Here is an 18,659-nt window from a genome sequence, read left to right on the forward strand (position 1 = left end):
CGTGCTTTTTAGGGGTCAGGTGTTGCCAACAGTCGTGCGGCGGCGCATCAAGGCGATCATGGCATGGAGTGCAGCGCCGACGATAAGCAGCAAGAAACAGCCCAGACCCCAGACCAGCCAGACCAAAAAGCTCAGCCCACTGCCCAAGGCCGGCGCCAAGCTCAGCAGCGATTCAAACAGCGGCTTCAAGCTGGTCAGCAGCGCCGTCAGTGCTTGCGCCAAGTCGGGCGGCAGCCATGGGCCTAGGATTTCTTGCAAATTGAAGCCTTCAGGCGCCGTGGCGCCCGACCAGTCGCCGCTGGTGCTCAAGCCCCATTGGGTCAGTGCATGGAAGGCCCAGGCGGCGAAAGACCAGAGCCCAATGAGGCTGAGAACGGCAAACCAGCTGATGGCGTAAAGCATAGTATTTTGGGTCGATTGAGTTCTTGGAATACTTGTGACGGCGGGGCTTTAGGCAGCTTGCGCGTCCCCCAGGTGGATCTGCCAATGCCGGCAGGCCGCTTCCAGAACCAGGGTCTCGCCCTCGGCAAGGTGAGCATCGGCCCGCGCCGCCGCCAGGGCCAAGGTCAGCACCTTGCGCTGCAGCAAGGGCTCATCAACTTCGGCCATCAGCGCGGCCATGCTTTGCTCGTCTACGCTGGACATCATCGAGGCCGAGCCATAAGCATTCACCAGCAGATCCTCGCAGAGCGATTGCACGATAGGCCCCAAACCGCCTGGCGCCAGGCCCAACTGCCCTGCGGCGTCGAGTTGCTGCAGTGCATTGAACTCCGAAAGGCTGACGTTGCCATCGGCGATCAGCACGAGGGCCACGATGCGGGCGGCGGCTTCCGCGCTGTTGCGAGGGTAGGAACGCATGGTGTTTGTCCTTTATGAGTGGCGAGGTGGGGCGGCCTGATCCGTTGAGCGAAGCATTGAGGTTCAGGCCTGTCTTGGAGTATGGGTCCGATACATGAAGGAAAAACCGGTGTTTTATTGATGTTTGCTTCTGAAAATAAGAAGTGATGCGAACCTCACGCCTGGCCTCACGAGCAAGAACCAAGGTCAGCTCCGTTCACTTTGCCGGTCATCAATTCGCGCGGGCTCCGGGTCGCCTCACTTGAAATCCCGGCTCCGCTCCAACCCCAAGCGTCCGAGCAGCGGCGTCAAATCATCGAAGCTGCGGGCGATCAGATTTCTCACGCCGTTTTCATGCTGCCAGACGCCGTGCACGGCCAGCAGCCGGGCGGCGCGCACGACGATGCGGTGCTCGGCATAGATGTCGGGCCAGACGATCACCTGCACGCTGCCGCTTTCGTCTTCCAGGCTGATGAAGAGCGTGCCATGGGCCGTCTGCGGGCGCTGGCGCACGGTGACGATGCCGCAGGTGTGTGCCTTGCGGCCATTCGGCCAATGCTGCAGTTGCTCTGAGCTTTTCAGCCCGAGTTTGGCCAGGCGCGGGCGGAGCAACTTAAGCGGGTGGCTGCGCAGGGTCAGGCCCAAGGCGGCATAGTCCCAGATCACTTCCTCGCCCTCGGGTGCTGCCGGCAGGTCTAACTCTTCATCTGCGCTGAAGGCGCCCTGCAGCAGCCGCGGCTGGGCGCGCAGGGCCGAGGCCTGCCAGACCTGCTGGCGGCGCTGGCCGGCCAGCGACATCAGCGCGTCGGCGGCGGCGAGCTGCTGCATGTCTTGCTGGTCCAGCTCGGCGCGCAGGGCCAGGTCTTGCGCGTCGCTGAAGGGGCCGGCCTTGCGGCGCTCGGCCTCAATCCGAGCTGCTGCGGCCTTGCTGAGGCCCGAGATCAAATGCAGGCCCAGGCGCACCGCCGGCTGCTGGCTGCCTTCAAGAGTCTCCAAGCTGCTCATCTGCTCGCTCTCGTTGACGTCGGCCGCGCGCACCTCAATCTGGTGCCGGCGCGCATCCTGCACCAGCTGGCTGGGCGTGTAAAAACCCAGCGGCTGCGAGTTCAAGAGCGCGCACAAAAAGGCGGCCGGCTCATGCCGTTTGACCCAGCAGGACACATAGGTCAGCAGCGCAAAGCTGGCCGCATGCGACTCCGGAAATCCATAGGACGCAAAGCCCTTGATCTGGCGAAATATCGCCTCGGCAAACTCGTCCTGGTAGCCGCGTTCGCGCATGCCTGTGAGGATCTTCTCGTGGAAACGGGCCAGATCACCAGGCCGCTTCCAGGCCGCCATCGCGCGGCGCAGCTGATCGGCCTCGCCGGGCGAGAAGCCGGCCGCGATCATCGCCACTTGCATCACCTGCTCTTGAAAAATCGGGATACCGCAGGTGCGCTCCAGCGCCGCGCGCAACTCGTCCTTGGGGTATTTGATCTGTTCGGGCGGCAGCGCGCGGTTCTTCAAATAGGGGTGGACCATGCCGCCGGCAATCGGCCCCGGGCGCACCAGCGCGACCTCGATCACCAGGTCGTAAAAGCAGCGCGGTTTAAGGCGCGGCAGCATGGACATCTGCGCGCGCGATTCGATCTGGAACACGCCGATGGTGTCGGCCTTGCAAATCATGTCGTAGGTGGGTTGGTCACCCTCGGGCACATCTTTGATGCCGAAAGACTTGCCGCGCAAGCTGCTGATGAGGTCGAAGCTGCGGCGCAGCGCGCTCAGCATGCCCAGCGCCAGCACATCGACCTTCATCAGGCCGAGCGCGTCGATATCGTCCTTGTCCCACTGGATCACGGTGCGCTCGGCCATGCTGGCGTTCTCGATCGGCACCAGGCGCGACAGCGGCCCTTGGGTCAATACAAAGCCGCCGGGATGCTGGCTGAGGTGGCGCGGCATGCCCATCAGCTGGCGGCTCAGGCGCACCAGCTGGCGCAGTTTGAGGTCATTCGGGTCCAGCCCCAGCTCGATCTGCAAAGCTTGCAGGCGCTCGTCCGGCAGGCTCTCTTCGCTCCAGCCGCTGTGGTCCTTGGCGAGCTTTTCGACCAAGGCTTCGTCCATATTCAAAGCGCGGCCGACGTCGCGGATCGCGCTGCGCGGCCGGTAGCTGATGACGACGGCGGTCAGCGCGGCACGTTCGCGGCCGTATTTGCGGTACAGGTACTGGATTACTTCCTCGCGCCGCTCATGCTCGAAGTCCACATCGATATCGGGCGGCTCATTGCGCTCGCGGCTGATGAAGCGCTCGAACAGCATGCTGGAGCGCGCCGGGTCCACCTCGGTGATGAACAGGCAATAACAGACGATGCTGTTGGCGGCCGAGCCGCGGCCCTGGCAGAGAATCTCGCGGCCGCGCGCGAAGCGCACGATATCTGCCACGGTGAGGAAGTAATGCTCGTAGCCCAGCTCATGGATCAAGCTCAGCTCATGCTCAATCTGGCTGCGCAGTTTGGTCCTTATGCCGCCGGGCCAGCGCCGCACCACCCCGGCCTCGGTCAGCGCGCGCAGATGGGCCGTCGGCGTGCTGCCGGCGGGGATCACCTCGCTGGGGTATTGGTAGCGGATCTCGTCGAGCGAAAAATCGCACAGCCCCGCCACCACCAGCGTTTCGGCCAGCAGCTCGGCCGGGTAGAGCTGGGCCAGGCGCAGGCGGCTGCGCAGATGACGCTCGGCGTTAGGCTGCAGCTCAAAGCCGCAGTCGGCAATCGGCTTGTTCAGCCGGGTGGCGGTCATCACGTCCTGCAGCGGTTTGCGTGAGCGCCGATGCATATGTACATCGCCGCAAGCGACCAGGGGCAGGGCGGTCAGCGCTGACAAGGCGCGCAGGCGCTGCAACCACATCTCGTCACCCAGCTCGCGCAGCAACTCGACACCCAGCCAGGCGCGGCCCGGCACCTGCTGCAGCAGCCAGCGCGCCGGGGCCAAGAGCTCTGCGTCGCTGGCCGTGCGCGGCAGCAGGGCGATGAACAGGCAATCGGCCAAGGCCGGCAGCAACTGCTTTTGCAGTTGTGACCAGCGCAGGCAGTACGTGCCCTTGTCGGCCGCTCGGCGCAGATCGGTGATGAACTGGCAGAGATTGCCGTAGCCGTTCAGATGGCGTGCCAGTACCAGCAGCTTGAACAGCGGCTGTTCCGTCTCATCTTGCACAAGGAACTCGGCGCCAATGATCAACTTCAAACCGCAGGATTTGGCTGCTACATGCGCCCGCACCACACCGGCCAGTGAGCATTCATCGGTCAAGGCCAGCGCCGCATAGCCCTGCGCATGCGCGCGCTCCACCAGCTCGGCCGGCGTCGAGGCGCCGCGCAGAAAGGAGTAGTTGCTCAGGGCATGCAGCTCGGCGTAGCTGCTGATGAGGTTCATCACGCAAACACCCCATGCAAAAACCAGCCATGTTCGAACTCGGACAAGCGCTGCTGAAACACCCACAGCACGAGGTGGCCGGCGCTCAGCGCGAGAAAGTAGTCGCGCTGCACCTGAGCATGGCCATTCGGCAATGTCGCATCAAGCTGCCACCAGCCGCCCTCGATGCGCTGCGGCCCGGCCAGCAGCTGCAGTGGTGCTTGCTGGTACTGCGGGCGGTCCTGATGCACGCTCAGGCGCAGTGGGCAGCTGAGCAACCAACTCGGTTGCGGGTAGCTTGGCCCACGCACGGCCGATCTGGGCGCTGCGCCGCTGCTCGCCCAGGCCTGCCAATGTTGCATCGCTTCCAGCCGGTGGTCCTCTTGCAAATGGCCGCAGCGCACCCGCTCGGGGCTCAAACGCACGGAGATGCGTTCCAGCAATTGCGCCAGCGGCTCCAGTGCCTGATCGGGTGCGGCCGGCAGCAGGCTGGCGCTGGCCTCGATCAAGGGCAGGACTTCGCCCGCTTGCAGGCGAATCTCACCGGCCGGCGCGGCCAGCCTCAGCTGCGCCAGATGCTCGCCCAAGAGCCGCGAGAGGTGACCGAAGTCGCGCGTGCAGTGGCTGGTGTGGATCTGTAGCGAGCCGCCGCAGCCCACACCGCGAGCCCGCATCGCGTCATGCTCCCAGTGCAAGGTCAGCGCCTGGATGCCGGCATGGCGACCTGCCAACCAGGCGCATAACTGCAAAAGCAGATGGCGCACATATTGAAGCAAGAGCTGCGCATTCTCGACCCGCTGCGGCAGCTCCAGTCTGGCTTCAAATTCGGCCGGCGCCTGCAACCAAGCGTGCGCCTCGGGCTGCAGGCCCAGCGCCTGATCCAGCGCCTGCAGCAAGGCCTTGCCGAAGCGTCGGCTCAGGCCCGCACGCGGCAGCCGCCGCACATCGCCGAGCGTGCGGCAGCCCAGCCGCGCCAGCATGGCTGCCTGCGCCTGCACCGCGCTCAGACAGTGCAAGGGCAGGCCATCAAGGACTTCTGCGATGGGCCGGCTAAGACCGTCGCTGACGGCCGCGCGTGCTAGCGCCAGCGCGGCCAGGCTGGTCGGCGCCCAGGCGAGGGCTTGCAGGCTCAGGCCGGCCTGGACGGCGCTGCGCCGTACCCGCTGGTGCAAGACCTCGGCGCCGCCAAACAGCCGCAGGCAGGCTTGCACTTCGAGTACCACCGCTTCTTCGAGCCGAGCGACCTTGGGGCTGAACTGCAGCGCCCACCAAGCCAGCGCTTGCTGGGTTTGTTCGGGGTCAGCGCTGCAGGACGGCGGCTCATCGGTGGCTGATGGCGGGCTGGGGAGCAGGGCGAGCCAATGCATGGCGAGCCTCCACGGTATTGGGCAGCTGAATCTGTGGCTGGGCCCGGCTCAGCATCTGCGGTGTCAGCACCTGCGCCAGATCGGCCGGCATGGCCGGTAGGCTCAACAGCCCTTCGTGGCGCGGGCCGCGGCGTTTGAGCACATGCACTTGCAGCGTCCAGCCCGAGCCGGTGCTGACACACAGACGCAGCGGCGCGGCCGAGGGCTGCGTTTGCACGGCCAGCGGGCGGAACAGAAAAATCGGCGCATCCATCACTTGAGCGCAGCTTTGCAGGCGGCGGATTTGCTCGGGCGCGGCGCGTGGCAACCAGGCCAGGATGGCGGCGCTGGCATTGGCCTTGATCGCCTGCTCCAGCGTCCAGAGCTGCTGGGCCGGTGTTTCGGGGGCAATCCAAATCAGCCGGTGGGGCGGCAGCCCAGCTTGCTGTAAACCGGGCAGATGGGGCGTGAGCGGCGGGTTGATCAACAAGAGCGGGCGCTCGGGGCGAAGGGCCTTGGGCCGGTTTGATGCACGACTAAGCCTGCTCGTTGCGCTTGGCAAGGCCTGGCTGGCTGGGCTTCCAAGCAGCAAGCGCAGCGTTGGCGCCAGCAGCCGCCATTCCAGCGTGGCCACGCTGTCGCAGAGGATCTCGCTCAGGCTCTGGCTTGGCCAGCCGCCACCCGGCAGCTCGGCGTCCAGCGCGGCAAAGCCGCTGCCTACACAGGCACTGCGGCTGGAGCCCAAGCTGCTGGCGCGCCAGACCTGCGCCCGCAGCAAAGCATCCAGGCGAGCGCTGTTGGCGGCGGCTGAAGCTGCCGCGGCGCCAACATCGTCAGGCAGCGCCGAGCGTTGGGGGTCGGGGGCGAACATGGTTTGGGGTAATCAATTTACTGTATTTTTATACAGTATACGACCATACCCTCCGCTGGCAAGAGCGGCGGCAGGAGTGCCTCATATCCAGGGTCGGTCAGGGCCTTGCTTGGCGTGCGCGCTGTCCTGGTGACGCCAGGCTGTGTCTCAGCGGCAGGAGTCAGCCGGCGGGATGATGGATATGGAGGGGCAGTTTTAGCTCGACCTGACAACCTGCTCCGGCGCTGCTGAGAATCTTGATCTCGCCGCCCAAGCTCTGTGTGACCAAGCGGTATGCCGCATGCAGCCCCAGGCCTGAAGAACCCTGGCCGAGCCGCGTGGTGAAGAAGGGGTCGAACACATGGTCGAGATGCTCGGCCGCTATGCCGCGGCCATTGTCCTCGATGCGCAAGACATAATTTCCATTATCAACGGTTCCGGAAAGGGACAAGCGGCACGGTGGCGCTTGATCCTGAAAGCCGTGCAGCAGGCTGTTTTCTATCAGCTGAGCCAGTACTTGGCCGAGCGCGCCGGGGTCACTGCACAAGCTCACGGCTTGCAAACCCTGGGCATCGACCTCGATCTGGCTGGCGCGCAGGGCCGGTGCCATCACGGCCAGCGTGTTTTCAATCACCTGCAGCGGATTGAATCTCAGCACTTGCTGGCTCGATTGTTCGATCGCCAGCGCCTTGAAGCGCTGGATCAAGTCGCCCGCCCGGTGCAAGCTGCGCCCGGCAATGTCCAGGCCTTCTCCCATGGCCCTGTGCATCTGCGTCAAGTCTTGGCGGCGCATGCGGTTCTCATCAAAGGCCTGCACATTCGCTCTCAGGCTGTCGCTCATGGTGCTGGTGGCCAGGATCGCGTTGCCGATGGGCGTATTGAGCTCATGCGCCACGCCGGCCACCAGATAACTCAGCGCCGCCTGTTTTTCGCGCTCCAGCAGCAAGCGCATCGCATGCTCCAACTCGCGGCTGCGTTCCTCGACTTTGAGCTCCAGCGCGTCGCGCGCGGCTTTCAGCTCTGCTTCGGCTTGGCGGCGTATTTCGATCTCGTCTTGCAGGCGCAGCAGGCTGCGTTTGAGTTCGTGGTTGCGCTCGGCCAGTTCCAACTCCAACTGATTGCCCTGTTTGCGCAGGTATTCGTTCTGAGCCTGGGTGCGGGCGTGGCCCAACATGCCCAGCAGGCTGTTGCTATTGTTCAGCCGCATGGCGGCCAGTTGTGACTGTTGCAACTCCATCTGCTCTTTGCGGGCGGCCAGGGCTTCTTCCCACAGGCCTGCTTCCTCAGCGCATTCGGCCCGGCGGCGCAAGGCGCGCCCCAGGATGGGCCATTGCGACTGACTGCGGGCCGAGTCTCTGGCCTGCCGGAATAGCTCAATCGCCTGCGCATGCTGGCCCGATTTCCAGGCGACCAGGGCGTGGTTTTGCAAAAGGAAGGTTTCTTGTTCTTTGTTGATGGGGTGAGCGTTGTGCGTGGCTTCGGCCACCGCCAGCAGTTGCCGCGCTTCGTCCAGACGCCCGACCCACAGGCGCTGGTTGGCCAGATTGACCGCGTCGCGGAACAGCCGGGCCGGCTGGGCCAGCGTCAGCGCCTCCGCATAGAGGATTTCCTGCCAGTAGGTGGCGTCAAGCGGCCGGTCCAAAAAGGAATAGGCGGCCGCCAAATTGACCAGCAGGCTGTAGCGTTGCTCGGTGCTTAATGCAGCCAGGCGCTGCGCGTCATGCGCCCAGGGTTCCAGCTTGTCGACGGCCTGCTGATACATCTCGGTGTCATGCAGGATCTTGGCCGCCAGATTGAGGCAGCGAAACAGGTTCTCCGCATCCTGCAGCGCTTCAAAAATGGCTTCGGCTCGGCCCAGCGAGGCCAGCGCCAGCGCGCTCAGATGTGATTTGCTCTGAAAGCGGGCGAGACAGGTCAGCGCATCGGCCAGCGGCCGTTGTTCAGCTTGTGTCAGGCACAGTTGCTCGGCGCGGTCCACCAAGGCAAATGCTTGATCGACCATGTCTTGCGTGACGCCGTGCGGCATGCTGTTGCGCAGTTCACGGCTGCTCAGGCTGATCAAATCGCCCGGGCTCAGGTCATTGCGCAGCCGCAAGTCCTGCAGCAGGCGCACTACTTGCGCGCGGTCGCTGCTGTCGAGGTAGAAATCGAGGCGGGAGAGGGTCGCGGCGATGTCGGGGCTGTTGCCCATAGAGAGAACTTCGGCCGTCCTGTCGGTTTGGTCTGCCATGCTCACGCAACAAATGTTGGATGCGAGAAATTCTTAGAGGTGAACGCCCCATCACCCTGAGCGAAAGGATAGCAGTTCGTCAAACCGTTCGGCAGGGCGTTCCTAGAGGCGGGCGACGCCTTTGTGCTTGTCGCCCGCCTCGTTTCCTGCGCCTGTGAGCGCTCAGGACTTGGTCGCCAGCAAACCTTCCAGCTGATCCATCGCGAGGTTCATGCGCCGCACCAGCGCACGGTAAGGTTCCGGCGTGGCCAAGTCCAGACCGGCAGCGCGGGTCAGCGGATAGGGGTCGGCGGAGTTGCCGGCCTTGAGCAGGGTGAAGTAACGCTCCAGCATGGCGGCGTCTCCCTTGGCAATGCCTTCCGCAAAGAAGGCCCCGGCGCTGATGCAGGTGGCGTATTGGTAGACATAGAAATCACGGTAAAAGTGCGGGATATAGGCCCACTCGATGCCATAGATGTCGTCGATCTTGACCACGCCCTGGGCGTCACCGTGGTAGCGCTTGAGCAGATCCAGGTACATCTTGCTGAGGCTCTCGCCGGTGACGGGCTCGCCCTTTTCGACCGCTGCATGGGCGGCCAGTTCGAACTCGGCAAACATGGCCTGGCGGAAGAAGGTGGCGCGCAGGTTCTCGAGTTGCTGGCTGAGCGCAAAGATCTTCTCGTCGCGGGTCTTGGCGTTGGCCACCATGTAATCGGCCAGCAGCAGCTCATTGGCGGTGGACGGGATCTCGGCGATGAAGGTCGCGTAACCCGAAGTTTCATAGGGCTGCGAGTTCGAGTAGACCGTGTGCATCGCGTGGCCCCACTCATGCGCCAGTGTCGAGACGCTGTTGTAGTCGCCGTTGTAGCTCATCAAGAGATAGGGGTGCACATCGTAGGCGGCGCCGTTCATATAGGCGCCCGAGCGCTTGCCGCGCTGTGGCAGCGAGTGCATCCAGTTTTGTTTGAACGCGGCGCCGAGTTTTTGCGTGTAGTCCTCGCCCAGCGGCTTCAGCGCGGCCAAGGTCAAAGCCTCGGCTTCGGCCTGGGTGTAGGCGCCGGCGGGCTTGGCCAGCGGTACATACATGTCCTGGTAGCCGGCTTGTTTGAGGCTCAAGACCTTGCTGCGCAGCTTGAGGTAACGGTGCAAGGTGGGTAGGCCGGCATTGGCCTCTTGCACCAGGGTCAGGTAGACGGCCTCGGGGATGTTGTACTCGGCCTGCGCCATCGCCACGCTGCTGGGGTAGTTGCGAGCCTTGGCGTTGAAGACCGTGCCGCGCAAATTGGCGGCATAGACGGCGCCCAGCGTGCGCTCATAGTTTTTGTAGACCGGCCAGAAGGCGTCGAAGACCTGCTTGCGCACCTTCGGGTCCGGGTCGGAGCGGTAAGCGGTGTACTGTTCCTGATCCAGCACCACGTCTTTGCCACGGATCTTGATCTTGGGCCAAGGCAGATCAGCATTGGTCAGCAAGGTGTAGATCTGGCCCGGCTGCTGCAGCGTTTCGCTGGCAGCGGCCAGCAGTGCTTCCTCCTTGGGGCTCAAGGTGTGCTCGGCCATGCGCAAGATGGTTTGCAGCGACTGCCGGTGCTTGGCCAGGCCTGGCTCGGCAGCAATGAAGCCCTCGACCTTGGCACGGCCCATCGCGGCCACCTCGGCGTTGACGAAGGAGACGGCCTCGCCGTACTGGTTGTAGATCTGGTCGCCGAGTTGGCTGCGCGCTTGATTGGCGGTGATCTGGGTGTCCTCATCGGCCTTCATGCTGGCGTAGGACTGCAGGCGTGACAGGCGGCGTTGCATCGCTGACATCAAATCCAGGCCCTTGAGCAGGCTCTGTGCGCTTTCGCCCAGCGTGCCGGCCAGCGCCTTGAGCTTGGGGAACTCGGCTGCGATGGCCTGGCGCTCGGCCTCCCATGTGGCGTCGTCGGCGTAGAGCTGGGTCAAGTCCCACTGCTGCGCACTGGCTGTGCTGGGCGCCTTGGCGCTGCTGGTGACGGGCTTGCTGGGGGTGCTGGCTGCTTGTGCGTTGCTGAGCAGCAGCAGGGTGGCGGAGGCCAGGGCAATAGCGCTTAATTTCATGGACTGTCTCTTCGCTTATGGCGGTTTTGATGATGTGGGCGCCAGCTTGCGGCCGGCAACGGCCGCCATTGTGCAGTGCCCGTGCTGTGCAGGCTTTCGTCATGCTTGCGCGGCGTGGTTGGCAGCAGCGCCGGGTTTCGGGTGACAGCGGCGGGTCTGTCGCCCTTGGTGCATTGTTGTGTCTATGCCGCAGCCACCCTGCAGATGAGGGGGGTAAATCCGGCGATCCGGGGCGCGCAAGTCTTGGGCTGGGGTAATCTTAGGGTTTTCACCAGTTCTTCATTCCTGGTCGTTGATTCGAAGGCGAGCTTAGATGGCGTTGACAGAAGATTTTGAGGCGGCCTCGGCGCCAGCAGTGGCTTTTGCCGCCTTCGGGGACGCCGCCACTTCGCGCCTCTTGCTGCGCCCGCCAAGGGCCGACGATCTGGAGGCCGTGTTCGAGTTGCATGCCGATCCGGTTTGCACCCGCTGCAGCGCCAGCGCCACCTTGGTGGGTCGCGACGAAGCGCAGGTTTTGTTGCAGGGCTGGCTTGATCATTGGCAGACGAATGGTTTTGGCTATTGGGTGATCAGCGCGCGCGAGCAGCCCGATGTCGTGCTCGGCTTTGGTGGCGTGATGCACAAGACCGTCGACGGCGTCAGCGGCCCCTATCTGTATTTCCGCTTCCGCCCGCAAGCTTGGGGCCAGGGCTTCGCCTCCGAGATGGCCTTGAAGGCGCTGGACCTGAGTTTCAACACCCTTGGGCAAGCCCATGTGCTGGCCGTCGTGTTGCCGGCCAACACGCCCTCGCGCAAGACGCTGGAGCGCCTGGGCATGCTGTTGAAAAGCGCGCTGGCCGATGTGCCGGGCCAGCCACCCAGCTTGGTCTACGAACTCAGCGCCGCGCGCTTTGCCGGCCTGCCCAAGGTGCAGCCCCAGCCCACACCGTTTGGTGCTTGAGCGGGGCCGAGGCGAGGCTTTAAGCCCCGCGCCTGCTTAAAGCTCGGCCGCCCCCAGGCCGGTGGACTTGGCATAACTCGCCTTGGCATAACTCGCGCGCTCAATGTCTTGCAACTCCACGCAGAGCTGTACCGACTGGGTCTTGGGCCAGGCACAGGCCTGTTCCAAGACCTGCAGCAGGCCGGCCGAGAGGGTTTGCTTGAGCTGCGCCGAGCGCCCGCTCAGCAAGGCCAGCTTGACATGCACAAAGGCCTGGTTGTCTGGGTGGTTGCTGACATGCGTGCCGACCAAATAGGTGTCCAGGCGAATGGCTCGACTCTTGATGTCTAGCGCCTCGAATTCGCCACTGTTCAGCAGCAGCTTGTTGAGCGCCAATAGCGCGTCAGCGGCCTTGAACAGGGGGAGGTTGCTGGTGTATTCGAGGGTCAGGTGGGGCATGGTGACTTTCAATCGATGCGGCAGCGGCTCGGGGTGAGCGCGCTGGCGGCAAGCTGCGGATTTTCTTCGATTGCGCGCCAGGGCGCTTGCGCCAGCGCAGGGGGAATGCTTGTCAAGCACCGAGAGGCGCAAAGGGATTAGGGAAACTACGCGGCAGGGAAGTCCCTTGCTCTGTAGAGACAAAGCTGTGCCCGCAGCGAACTAGGATAGTGCCTGATTGATGAACACAGCGCCCCAAACTTGGGCGCCCCGTTTCACAAGGAGGCCCAGCACCGTGGCGACGACTTTCCCCCGGCTCTTGATCGAGCATGCAGCGCAGCGCCCGCAAGCGCCGGCGCTGCGCGAGAAGGAGTACGGCATCTGGCAAACGCTCAGCTGGCGTCAGCTTGAGGCCTTGGTCGCTGAGCTGGCGCATGGTCTGGCGGCGGCCGGCTTGCGCCGGGGTGACCATATTGCGCTGGTGGGCGAGAACCGGCCGCGCTTGTCCGCAGCCGTCTTGGCCGCGCAAGTCCTGGGGGCGATCCCGGTGCCGCTGTACTCCGACGCGGTTGCCGCCGAATTTGTGTTTCCGTTGGCTAACGCCGAAATTGCTTATGCCGTGGTCGAGGACCAAGAGCAGGTCGACAAGATGCTGGAGCTGCGCGAACAATGCCCGCAGCTGCGTTGCATCTGGTACGACAAGCCGCGCGGCCTGCGCAGCTATGTGGAGCCCGGCCTGGCGTCCTTGGATCAGCTTTGTGCGGCCGGCCGCGAACATGCCAAAGAGCGCCCCAACTTCTTTGCCGAGCAGGTGGCGGCCACGCAGCCCGGCGACAGCGCCGCGATGTTCTTTACTTCGGGCACAACCGGCAACCCCAAGGGCGTCGTCCACACCCATCTGAGCCTGATCGACCGGGCACAGGCCGGCGCGCGCTTTGACAAACTGACATCAAGCGAAGAAGTCCTGGCCTATTTGCCGCCGGCCTGGATAGGCCAAAACATCTTCAGCTACGCGCAGTGGTTGGTCTGCGGCTATGTGGTCAACGCGCCCGAGTCGGCCAGCACGGTGACCATAGACCTGAAGGAAATCGGCCCGAGCTACTACTTCGCGCCGCCGCGCGTCTTCGAGGGCCTATTGACCAGCGTATCGATCAGGATGGAAGACGCGAGCCGCCTCAAACGCTATTTGTTTGAGCGCTGCATGCGCCTGGCGCGGCGGGTTGGCCCCAGCTTGATGGACGGCCAGGCCGTAGGTCTCGTGGACCGCTGCAAATACGCATTGGGCAATCTGGCCATTTACGGCCCGCTGCGCAACAGCCTGGGTTTCTCACGGGTGCGCGTGGCCTATACGGCCGGCGAGGCGATAGGGCCGGACTTGTTCAGCTTCTACCGTGCCATCGGCATTAATTTGAAGCAACTCTACGGTTCGACCGAGACGGCGGTTTTCGTCTGCCTGCAGCCCGATCATCAGGCCCGCGCCGACACGGTCGGCGTGCCCATCGATGGGGTTGAAATCAAGGTCGCCGAGGGCGGCGAGATCCTGGTCAAGTCGGCCGGCCTGTTCAGCGGCTATTACAAAAATCCGGGCGCCACGGCCGAGGCCTTGACGCCCGAGGGCTGGTATCACACCGGTGACGCCGGCTTTATCGACGGCCATGGCCATCTGAAGATCATCGACCGCGCCAAAGATGTCGGTCGCATGGCCGGCGGCCCGTTTGACGGCGCCCTGTTTGCGCCCAAATATGTGGAGAACAAGCTGAAGTTCTTCCCCTTCATCAAGGAGGCGGTGGCCTTTGGCGACCAGCGTGCCAGCGTCTGCGCCTTTATCAATATCGACTTCGAGGCGGTCGGCAACTGGGCCGAGCGGCGCAATCTGTCCTATGCCGGCTACACCGATCTGGCGCAAAAGCCCGAGGTCTATGAGTTGATCCGAGGCTGCGTGGAGCAGGTCAATGCAGATTTGGCCGAGGACAGCGCCTTGGCCGGCAGCCAGATCGCGCGCTTGCTGATTTTGCACAAGGAGTTGGATGCCGATGACGGCGAGTTGACCCGCACCCGCAAGGTCAAGCGCAGTGCGATTGCCGAGAAATATGCGGTTTTGATTTCGGCGCTGTATGACGGACGCCAATCGCAGTTCATTGAGACCGCAGTCAAGTTTGAGGATGGGCGCAGTGGCTCGATATCGGCCGATTTGAAGATCGTCGATGCGAAGACATTCGCCTCGGTCGGGAGGGCCGCCTGAATGTTTGCCCCCACGTTTGCGGCTACGCCGCTTCTCAGCCCCCCGAGGGGGCGCTCAACGCCCTTGGGGCGGCCCGGCGGACGTTGATATGAGCAGCAAGAAGATCGGCGACATCATCCTCGAGGTCAAAAACATCTCGCTGGCATTTGGCGGGGTCAAGGCGCTGACCGACATTTCCTTTGATGTGCGCGAGCATGAAATCCGCGCCATCATCGGCCCCAACGGCGCGGGAAAAAGCTCGATGCTGAACTGCATCAACGGCGTCTATCAGCCGCAGCAAGGCGAAATTACCTTGCGCGGCCAGCATTTCAAGCATATGAATTCACGCCAGGTGGCCGAGATGGGCGTGGCGCGCACCTTTCAGAATCTGGCCCTGTTCAAGGGCATGAGCGTGCTGGACAACATCATGACCGGGCGCAGCCTGCATATGAAACGCAATCTGCTCTGGCAGGCGCTCAGGTGGGGGCCGGCCGAGCGAGAGGAGAACGAGCAGCGCGAGAAGGTCGAACGCATCATCGACTTTCTGGAGATTCAGGCCTACCGCAAGACGCCTGTTGGGCGGCTCTCTTACGGCCTGCAAAAACGTGTCGACCTGGGGCGTGCCTTGGCGATGGAACCGCAGGTCTTGCTGCTGGATGAGCCGATGGCGGGCATGAATGTCGAGGAGAAGCAGGATATGTGCCGCTTCATCCTCGACGTCAATGACGAGTTCGGCTGCACGATTGTGTTGATCGAGCACGATATGGGCGTGGTGATGGACATTTCTGACCGTGTCGTGGTCTTGGATTACGGCAAGAAGATTGGCGACGGCACGCCCGCTGAGGTAAGGCGTAATGACGACGTGATCAGTGCCTATCTTGGCACCAGCCACTGAAAGCGACCGATGGGTGCATTTCTTGAAATACTCTTTGGCGGCCTGATGACCGGCATGCTTTATTCGCTGATCGCCTTGGGTTTTGTCTTGATCTACAAGGCCAGCGGCGTGTTCAATTTCGCCCAAGGGGCGATGGTGCTGTTCGCGGCCCTGGCGATGGCGCGTTTTGCCGAATGGATCCCCGGGCTCACGGGCCTCAGCCACCCCGTTGCGGTCAATGCGCTGGCTTTTGGCCTGGCCTTCCTGTTGATGATTGGCTTGGCCTGGGGGATTGAGCGCCTGGTACTGCGCCATCTGGTCAATCAAGAGGGCATCACGCTCTTGATGGCCACCTTGGGGGTGACCTATTTCCTCGAAGGCCTGGGTCAATCGTTGTTTGGCTCGGATATCTACAAGATCGATGTTGGCATGCCCAAGGACCCGATATTTTTGTTTGAGAAGACTTTCGAGGGCGGGCTGCTGGTCAACAAGGAAGATCTTTATGCCGCCTTGATCGCTGCCGTGATGGTGGCCTTGCTGGCGCTGTTTTTCCAGAAGACGGCGACCGGCCGCGCCTTGCGCGCGGTGGCCGATGATCATCAGGCGGCGCAGTCGATAGGCATTCCGCTGTCCACTATCTGGGTCATTGTCTGGAGCGTGGCCGGTTTTGTGGCCCTGGTGGCCGGCGTCATCTGGGGCAGCAAGTTAGGCGTGCAGTTTTCGCTCTCGCTGGTGGCGCTGAAGGCCTTGCCGGTGGTGATCCTGGGCGGGCTGACCTCGGTGCCCGGTGCCATCATCGGCGGCCTGGTGATCGGAGTGGGTGAAAAACTCAGCGAGGTCTATATCGGCCCACATTTGGGCGGCGGCATCGAGATCTGGTTTGCCTATGTGCTGGCGCTGCTGTTCTTGCTGTTCAGACCGCAAGGAATGTTCGGTGAAAAGATCATTGACCGCGTATGACGCGGTCAATGATCTTTCGGCGCAGGCTAACTTTGCGCGGCAAAGTTAAGCGAACGCAGTGAGCGGCCGGAGTCAGAAGATCATCGAGGTTAAATAAATACATGTTCTACAGAGAAAACGGCCAGTTCAAAACCAGCTATCGCGCCGACGGCCAGATCTTCCCGATTCGGCAGGACCAGATCGCTATGGCCTTGCTCTTGCTGATCGCCCTCGTTGGTGTGCCGCTGTTTGCGTCCGAGTATTTGTTCCGCGCCATCTTGATTCCTTTTTTGATTCTGTCGCTGGCGGCCTTGGGGCTGAATGTCCTGGTTGGCTATTGCGGGCAAATCTCGCTGGGCACCGGCGCCTTCATGGCGGTCGGGGCTTATGCGGCCTATAACTTTCATGTGCGCATCGAGGGCATGCCCTTGATTGCTTCGCTTCTCCTGGGCGGGCTGTGTTCCACCTTGGTCGGCGTGCTGTTCGGCATTCCCTCGCTGCGCATCAAAGGCCTGTATCTGGCGGTGGCAACGCTGGCGGCGCAGTTTTTTTGCGACTGGGCGTTTTTGCGTATCAAGTGGTTCACGAATGATTCGCCGTCCGGCAATGTCTCGGTGTCCGGCCTGCAATTGCTGGGTTACAGCATCGAGTCGCCGGTGCAAAAGTATTTGTTCTGTCTGGGCTTTGTGCTGGTCTTTGCGCTCTTGACCAAGAACCTGGTGCGGTCCGCGATTGGCCGGGAATGGATGGCGATGCGCGATATGGACGTGGCCGCCGCGGTGATCGGCATACGGCCTGTATACGCCAAGCTGAGCGCCTTCGCCGTCAGCAGCTTCATCGTCGGCGTGGCCGGCGCCTTGTGGGGCTTTGTCCACCTGAGCAGCTGGGAGCCGGCGGCATTCTCGATCGACCGCTCGTTTCAGTTGTTATTCATGGTCATCATTGGCGGCCTGGGTTCGGTGATGGGCAGCTTTTTTGGCGCGGCCTTCATCATCATCTTGCCCATCGTCTTGGGGCAGATCCCGCATTGGTTCGGCATCCCTATGCAGACCGAGACCGCCTCGCATCTGGAGTTCATGATCTTCGGCGCATTGATTGTGTTCTTCCTGATTGTTGAACCACACGGTATCGCGCGCCTGTGGTCCACCGCCAAAGAGAAGTTGCGCCTGTGGCCCTTTCCTCATTGATTCCTCATTGATTCCTCATTGATTCCGCATTGAATTTTCATTGATCAGCCCTTGTAATCACGGAGACGAAAAACATGAAACTGAAATCGATTGCCTTTGTTACCAGCTTGCTGCTTGGCCTGCCTGCCTTGGCCGTCACCGAGCAATTTTTCCCGGTGCTGGTCTATCGCACCGGCGCCTACGCGCCCAACGGCACGCCTTGGGCCAACGGCTATGTGGACTATCTGAAGTTGGTCAATGCGCGCGGCGGCATGAACGGCGTCAAGATCACGTTTGAGGAATGCGAAACCGGCTACGCGACCGACCGTTCGGTCGAATGCTATGAGCGCTTGAAGGGCAAGGGTGCGACCTTGTTCCAGCCGCTCTCCACCGGCGCCACTTTCGCGCTGACCGAGAAAGCGCCCGGCGACAAAATCCCCTTGATCACCGCCGGCTATGGCCGCAGCGAGTCGGCCGATGGCGGCGTTTTCAAATGGAACTTCCCGCTCTTGGGCACCTACTGGGTGGCGGCCGATGTGCTGCTTCAGCACATCGCCAAGAAGGAAGGCGGCTGGGACAAGCTCAAGGGCAAGAAGATCGCGCTGGTCTATCACGACAGCCCCTACGGCAAAGAGCCTATCCCGCTGCTGCAGGAGCGCGCCAAGATGCATGGCTTCGAGCTGCAACTGCTGCCCGTGACCGCACCCGGGGTTGAGCAAAAAGCCACTTGGCTGCAGGTGCGCCAGAGCAAGCCCGACTACAGCTTGCTGTGGGGCTGGGGCGTGATGAACTCGACTGCCTTGAAGGAGGCGCAGGCGACCGGCTACCCGCGCGAGAAGATGTATGGCGTCTGGTGGGCCGGCGCCGAGCCCGATGTTAAGGATGTCGGCGATGGCGCCAAGGGCTATAGCGCGGTCACCATCCAGCATGGCGCCGAGCCTAACGCCAAGGTTGTGCAGGATGTGCTGAAGGAGCTGCACGCCAAGGGGCAGGGCACCGGGCCTAAGGAGGAAGTCGGGCAGGTGCTCTATATGCGTGGCCTGCTGTCGGCGATGCTGGGCGTCGAGGGCGTCAAGCGTGCGCAAGAACGCTTCGGCAAGGGCAAGCATATGGACGGCGAGCAAGTCCGTTGGGGCCTGGAAAATCTGGCCCTGGACCAGAAAAAACTCGACGCGCTGGGTCTGGCTGGCGTGATGCGGCCGGTGTCGACCTCTTGTGTCGATCACATGGGTTCAAGCTGGGCGCGCGTGCACAGCTGGGATGGCAAACAATGGAAATTCAGCTCCGACTGGTATCAGGCCGACGACAGCCTGATCAAGCCCATGGTCAGGGCGACCGCCGACAAATACGCGGCGGACAAAAAGCTCACGCGCAGAACACCCGAAGACTGCCAATCTTGATAG

At 62.7% G+C, this 18,659-nt stretch carries 14 protein-coding genes; 6 read left to right on the forward strand and 8 right to left on the reverse strand.

What is annotated here, in order from left to right; translation table 11 throughout:
• Positions 1-15: 15 nt before the first annotated feature.
• The 7 genes from PRZ03_RS10385 to pepF all read right to left on the reverse strand — a co-directional run bounded on the left by PRZ03_RS10385 (position 16) and on the right by pepF (position 10,699).
• On the reverse strand, positions 16-402 hold the full coding sequence (locus tag PRZ03_RS10385) for a hypothetical protein (RefSeq protein WP_273600238.1): 387 nt from the start codon (positions 400-402) through the stop codon (positions 16-18).
• A 48-nt stretch (positions 403-450) separates the two neighbouring features.
• Entirely contained in the window at positions 451-858 is a 408-nt protein-coding gene (locus PRZ03_RS10390; protein ID WP_263534562.1) for a TerB family tellurite resistance protein, read from the reverse strand.
• A 237-nt stretch (positions 859-1,095) separates the two neighbouring features.
• Positions 1,096-4,239: an error-prone DNA polymerase gene (locus PRZ03_RS10395; protein WP_273600239.1), complete on the reverse strand. Its 3,144-nt coding sequence runs from the start codon at positions 4,237-4,239 to the stop codon at positions 1,096-1,098.
• On the reverse strand, positions 4,239-5,585 hold the full coding sequence (locus PRZ03_RS10400; protein ID WP_273600240.1) for a Y-family DNA polymerase: 1,347 nt from the start codon (positions 5,583-5,585) through the stop codon (positions 4,239-4,241). Before PRZ03_RS10400 ends, PRZ03_RS10395 begins: the two co-directional genes overlap by 1 nt.
• The gene (locus PRZ03_RS10405; RefSeq protein ID WP_273600241.1) at positions 5,539-6,435 is read right to left on the reverse strand and encodes a recombinase RecA; all 897 of its coding nucleotides are present in this window, start codon (positions 6,433-6,435) and stop codon (positions 5,539-5,541) included. The genes PRZ03_RS10400 and PRZ03_RS10405 overlap by 47 nt, the downstream gene beginning before the upstream one ends.
• A 160-nt stretch (positions 6,436-6,595) precedes the next feature.
• Positions 6,596-8,644 (reverse strand): sensor histidine kinase, encoded by a 2,049-nt coding sequence (locus PRZ03_RS10410; protein WP_273600242.1) that lies wholly within the window; start codon positions 8,642-8,644, stop codon positions 6,596-6,598.
• 162 nt (positions 8,645-8,806) lie between these two features.
• Positions 8,807-10,699, reverse strand: a complete 1,893-nt coding sequence (gene pepF / locus PRZ03_RS10415) for an oligoendopeptidase F (protein WP_273600243.1) — start codon at positions 10,697-10,699, stop codon at positions 8,807-8,809.
• Between the two features lie 313 nt (positions 10,700-11,012).
• Here pepF and PRZ03_RS10420 point away from each other — a divergent pair, with 313 nt between their 5' ends.
• Entirely contained in the window at positions 11,013-11,639 is a 627-nt protein-coding gene (locus tag PRZ03_RS10420) for a GNAT family N-acetyltransferase (RefSeq protein WP_273600244.1), read from the forward strand.
• A 36-nt stretch (positions 11,640-11,675) separates the two neighbouring features.
• Here PRZ03_RS10420 and PRZ03_RS10425 read toward each other — a convergent pair whose 3' ends face one another.
• Positions 11,676-12,077 (reverse strand): 5-carboxymethyl-2-hydroxymuconate Delta-isomerase, encoded by a 402-nt coding sequence (locus tag PRZ03_RS10425; RefSeq protein ID WP_273600245.1) that lies wholly within the window; start codon positions 12,075-12,077, stop codon positions 11,676-11,678.
• Positions 12,078-12,351: 274 nt separating this feature from the next.
• Here PRZ03_RS10425 and PRZ03_RS10430 point away from each other — a divergent pair, with 274 nt between their 5' ends.
• The 5 genes from PRZ03_RS10430 to PRZ03_RS10450 all read left to right on the forward strand — a co-directional run bounded on the left by PRZ03_RS10430 (position 12,352) and on the right by PRZ03_RS10450 (position 18,656).
• Positions 12,352-14,298 carry an AMP-dependent synthetase/ligase gene (locus PRZ03_RS10430; RefSeq protein ID WP_273600246.1) on the forward strand — a complete coding sequence of 649 codons (1,947 nt, stop codon included), beginning with the start codon at positions 12,352-12,354 and terminating at the stop codon, positions 14,296-14,298.
• An 88-nt stretch (positions 14,299-14,386) separates the two neighbouring features.
• Positions 14,387-15,172, forward strand: a complete 786-nt coding sequence (locus PRZ03_RS10435) for an ABC transporter ATP-binding protein (RefSeq protein ID WP_273600247.1) — start codon at positions 14,387-14,389, stop codon at positions 15,170-15,172.
• 9 nt (positions 15,173-15,181) lie between these two features.
• Positions 15,182-16,111, forward strand: a complete 930-nt coding sequence (locus tag PRZ03_RS10440) for a branched-chain amino acid ABC transporter permease (RefSeq protein ID WP_273600248.1) — start codon at positions 15,182-15,184, stop codon at positions 16,109-16,111.
• A 101-nt stretch (positions 16,112-16,212) separates the two neighbouring features.
• Positions 16,213-17,277 (forward strand): branched-chain amino acid ABC transporter permease, encoded by a 1,065-nt coding sequence (locus PRZ03_RS10445; RefSeq protein WP_273600249.1) that lies wholly within the window; start codon positions 16,213-16,215, stop codon positions 17,275-17,277.
• Positions 17,278-17,351: 74 nt separating this feature from the next.
• Positions 17,352-18,656, forward strand: a complete 1,305-nt coding sequence (locus tag PRZ03_RS10450; RefSeq protein ID WP_273600250.1) for an ABC transporter substrate-binding protein — start codon at positions 17,352-17,354, stop codon at positions 18,654-18,656.
• Positions 18,657-18,659 lie beyond the last annotated feature (3 nt).

It is taken from the genome of Roseateles albus (assembly GCF_028595345.1).
Lineage (GTDB): Bacteria > Pseudomonadota > Gammaproteobacteria > Burkholderiales > Burkholderiaceae_C > Paucibacter_A > Paucibacter_A albus.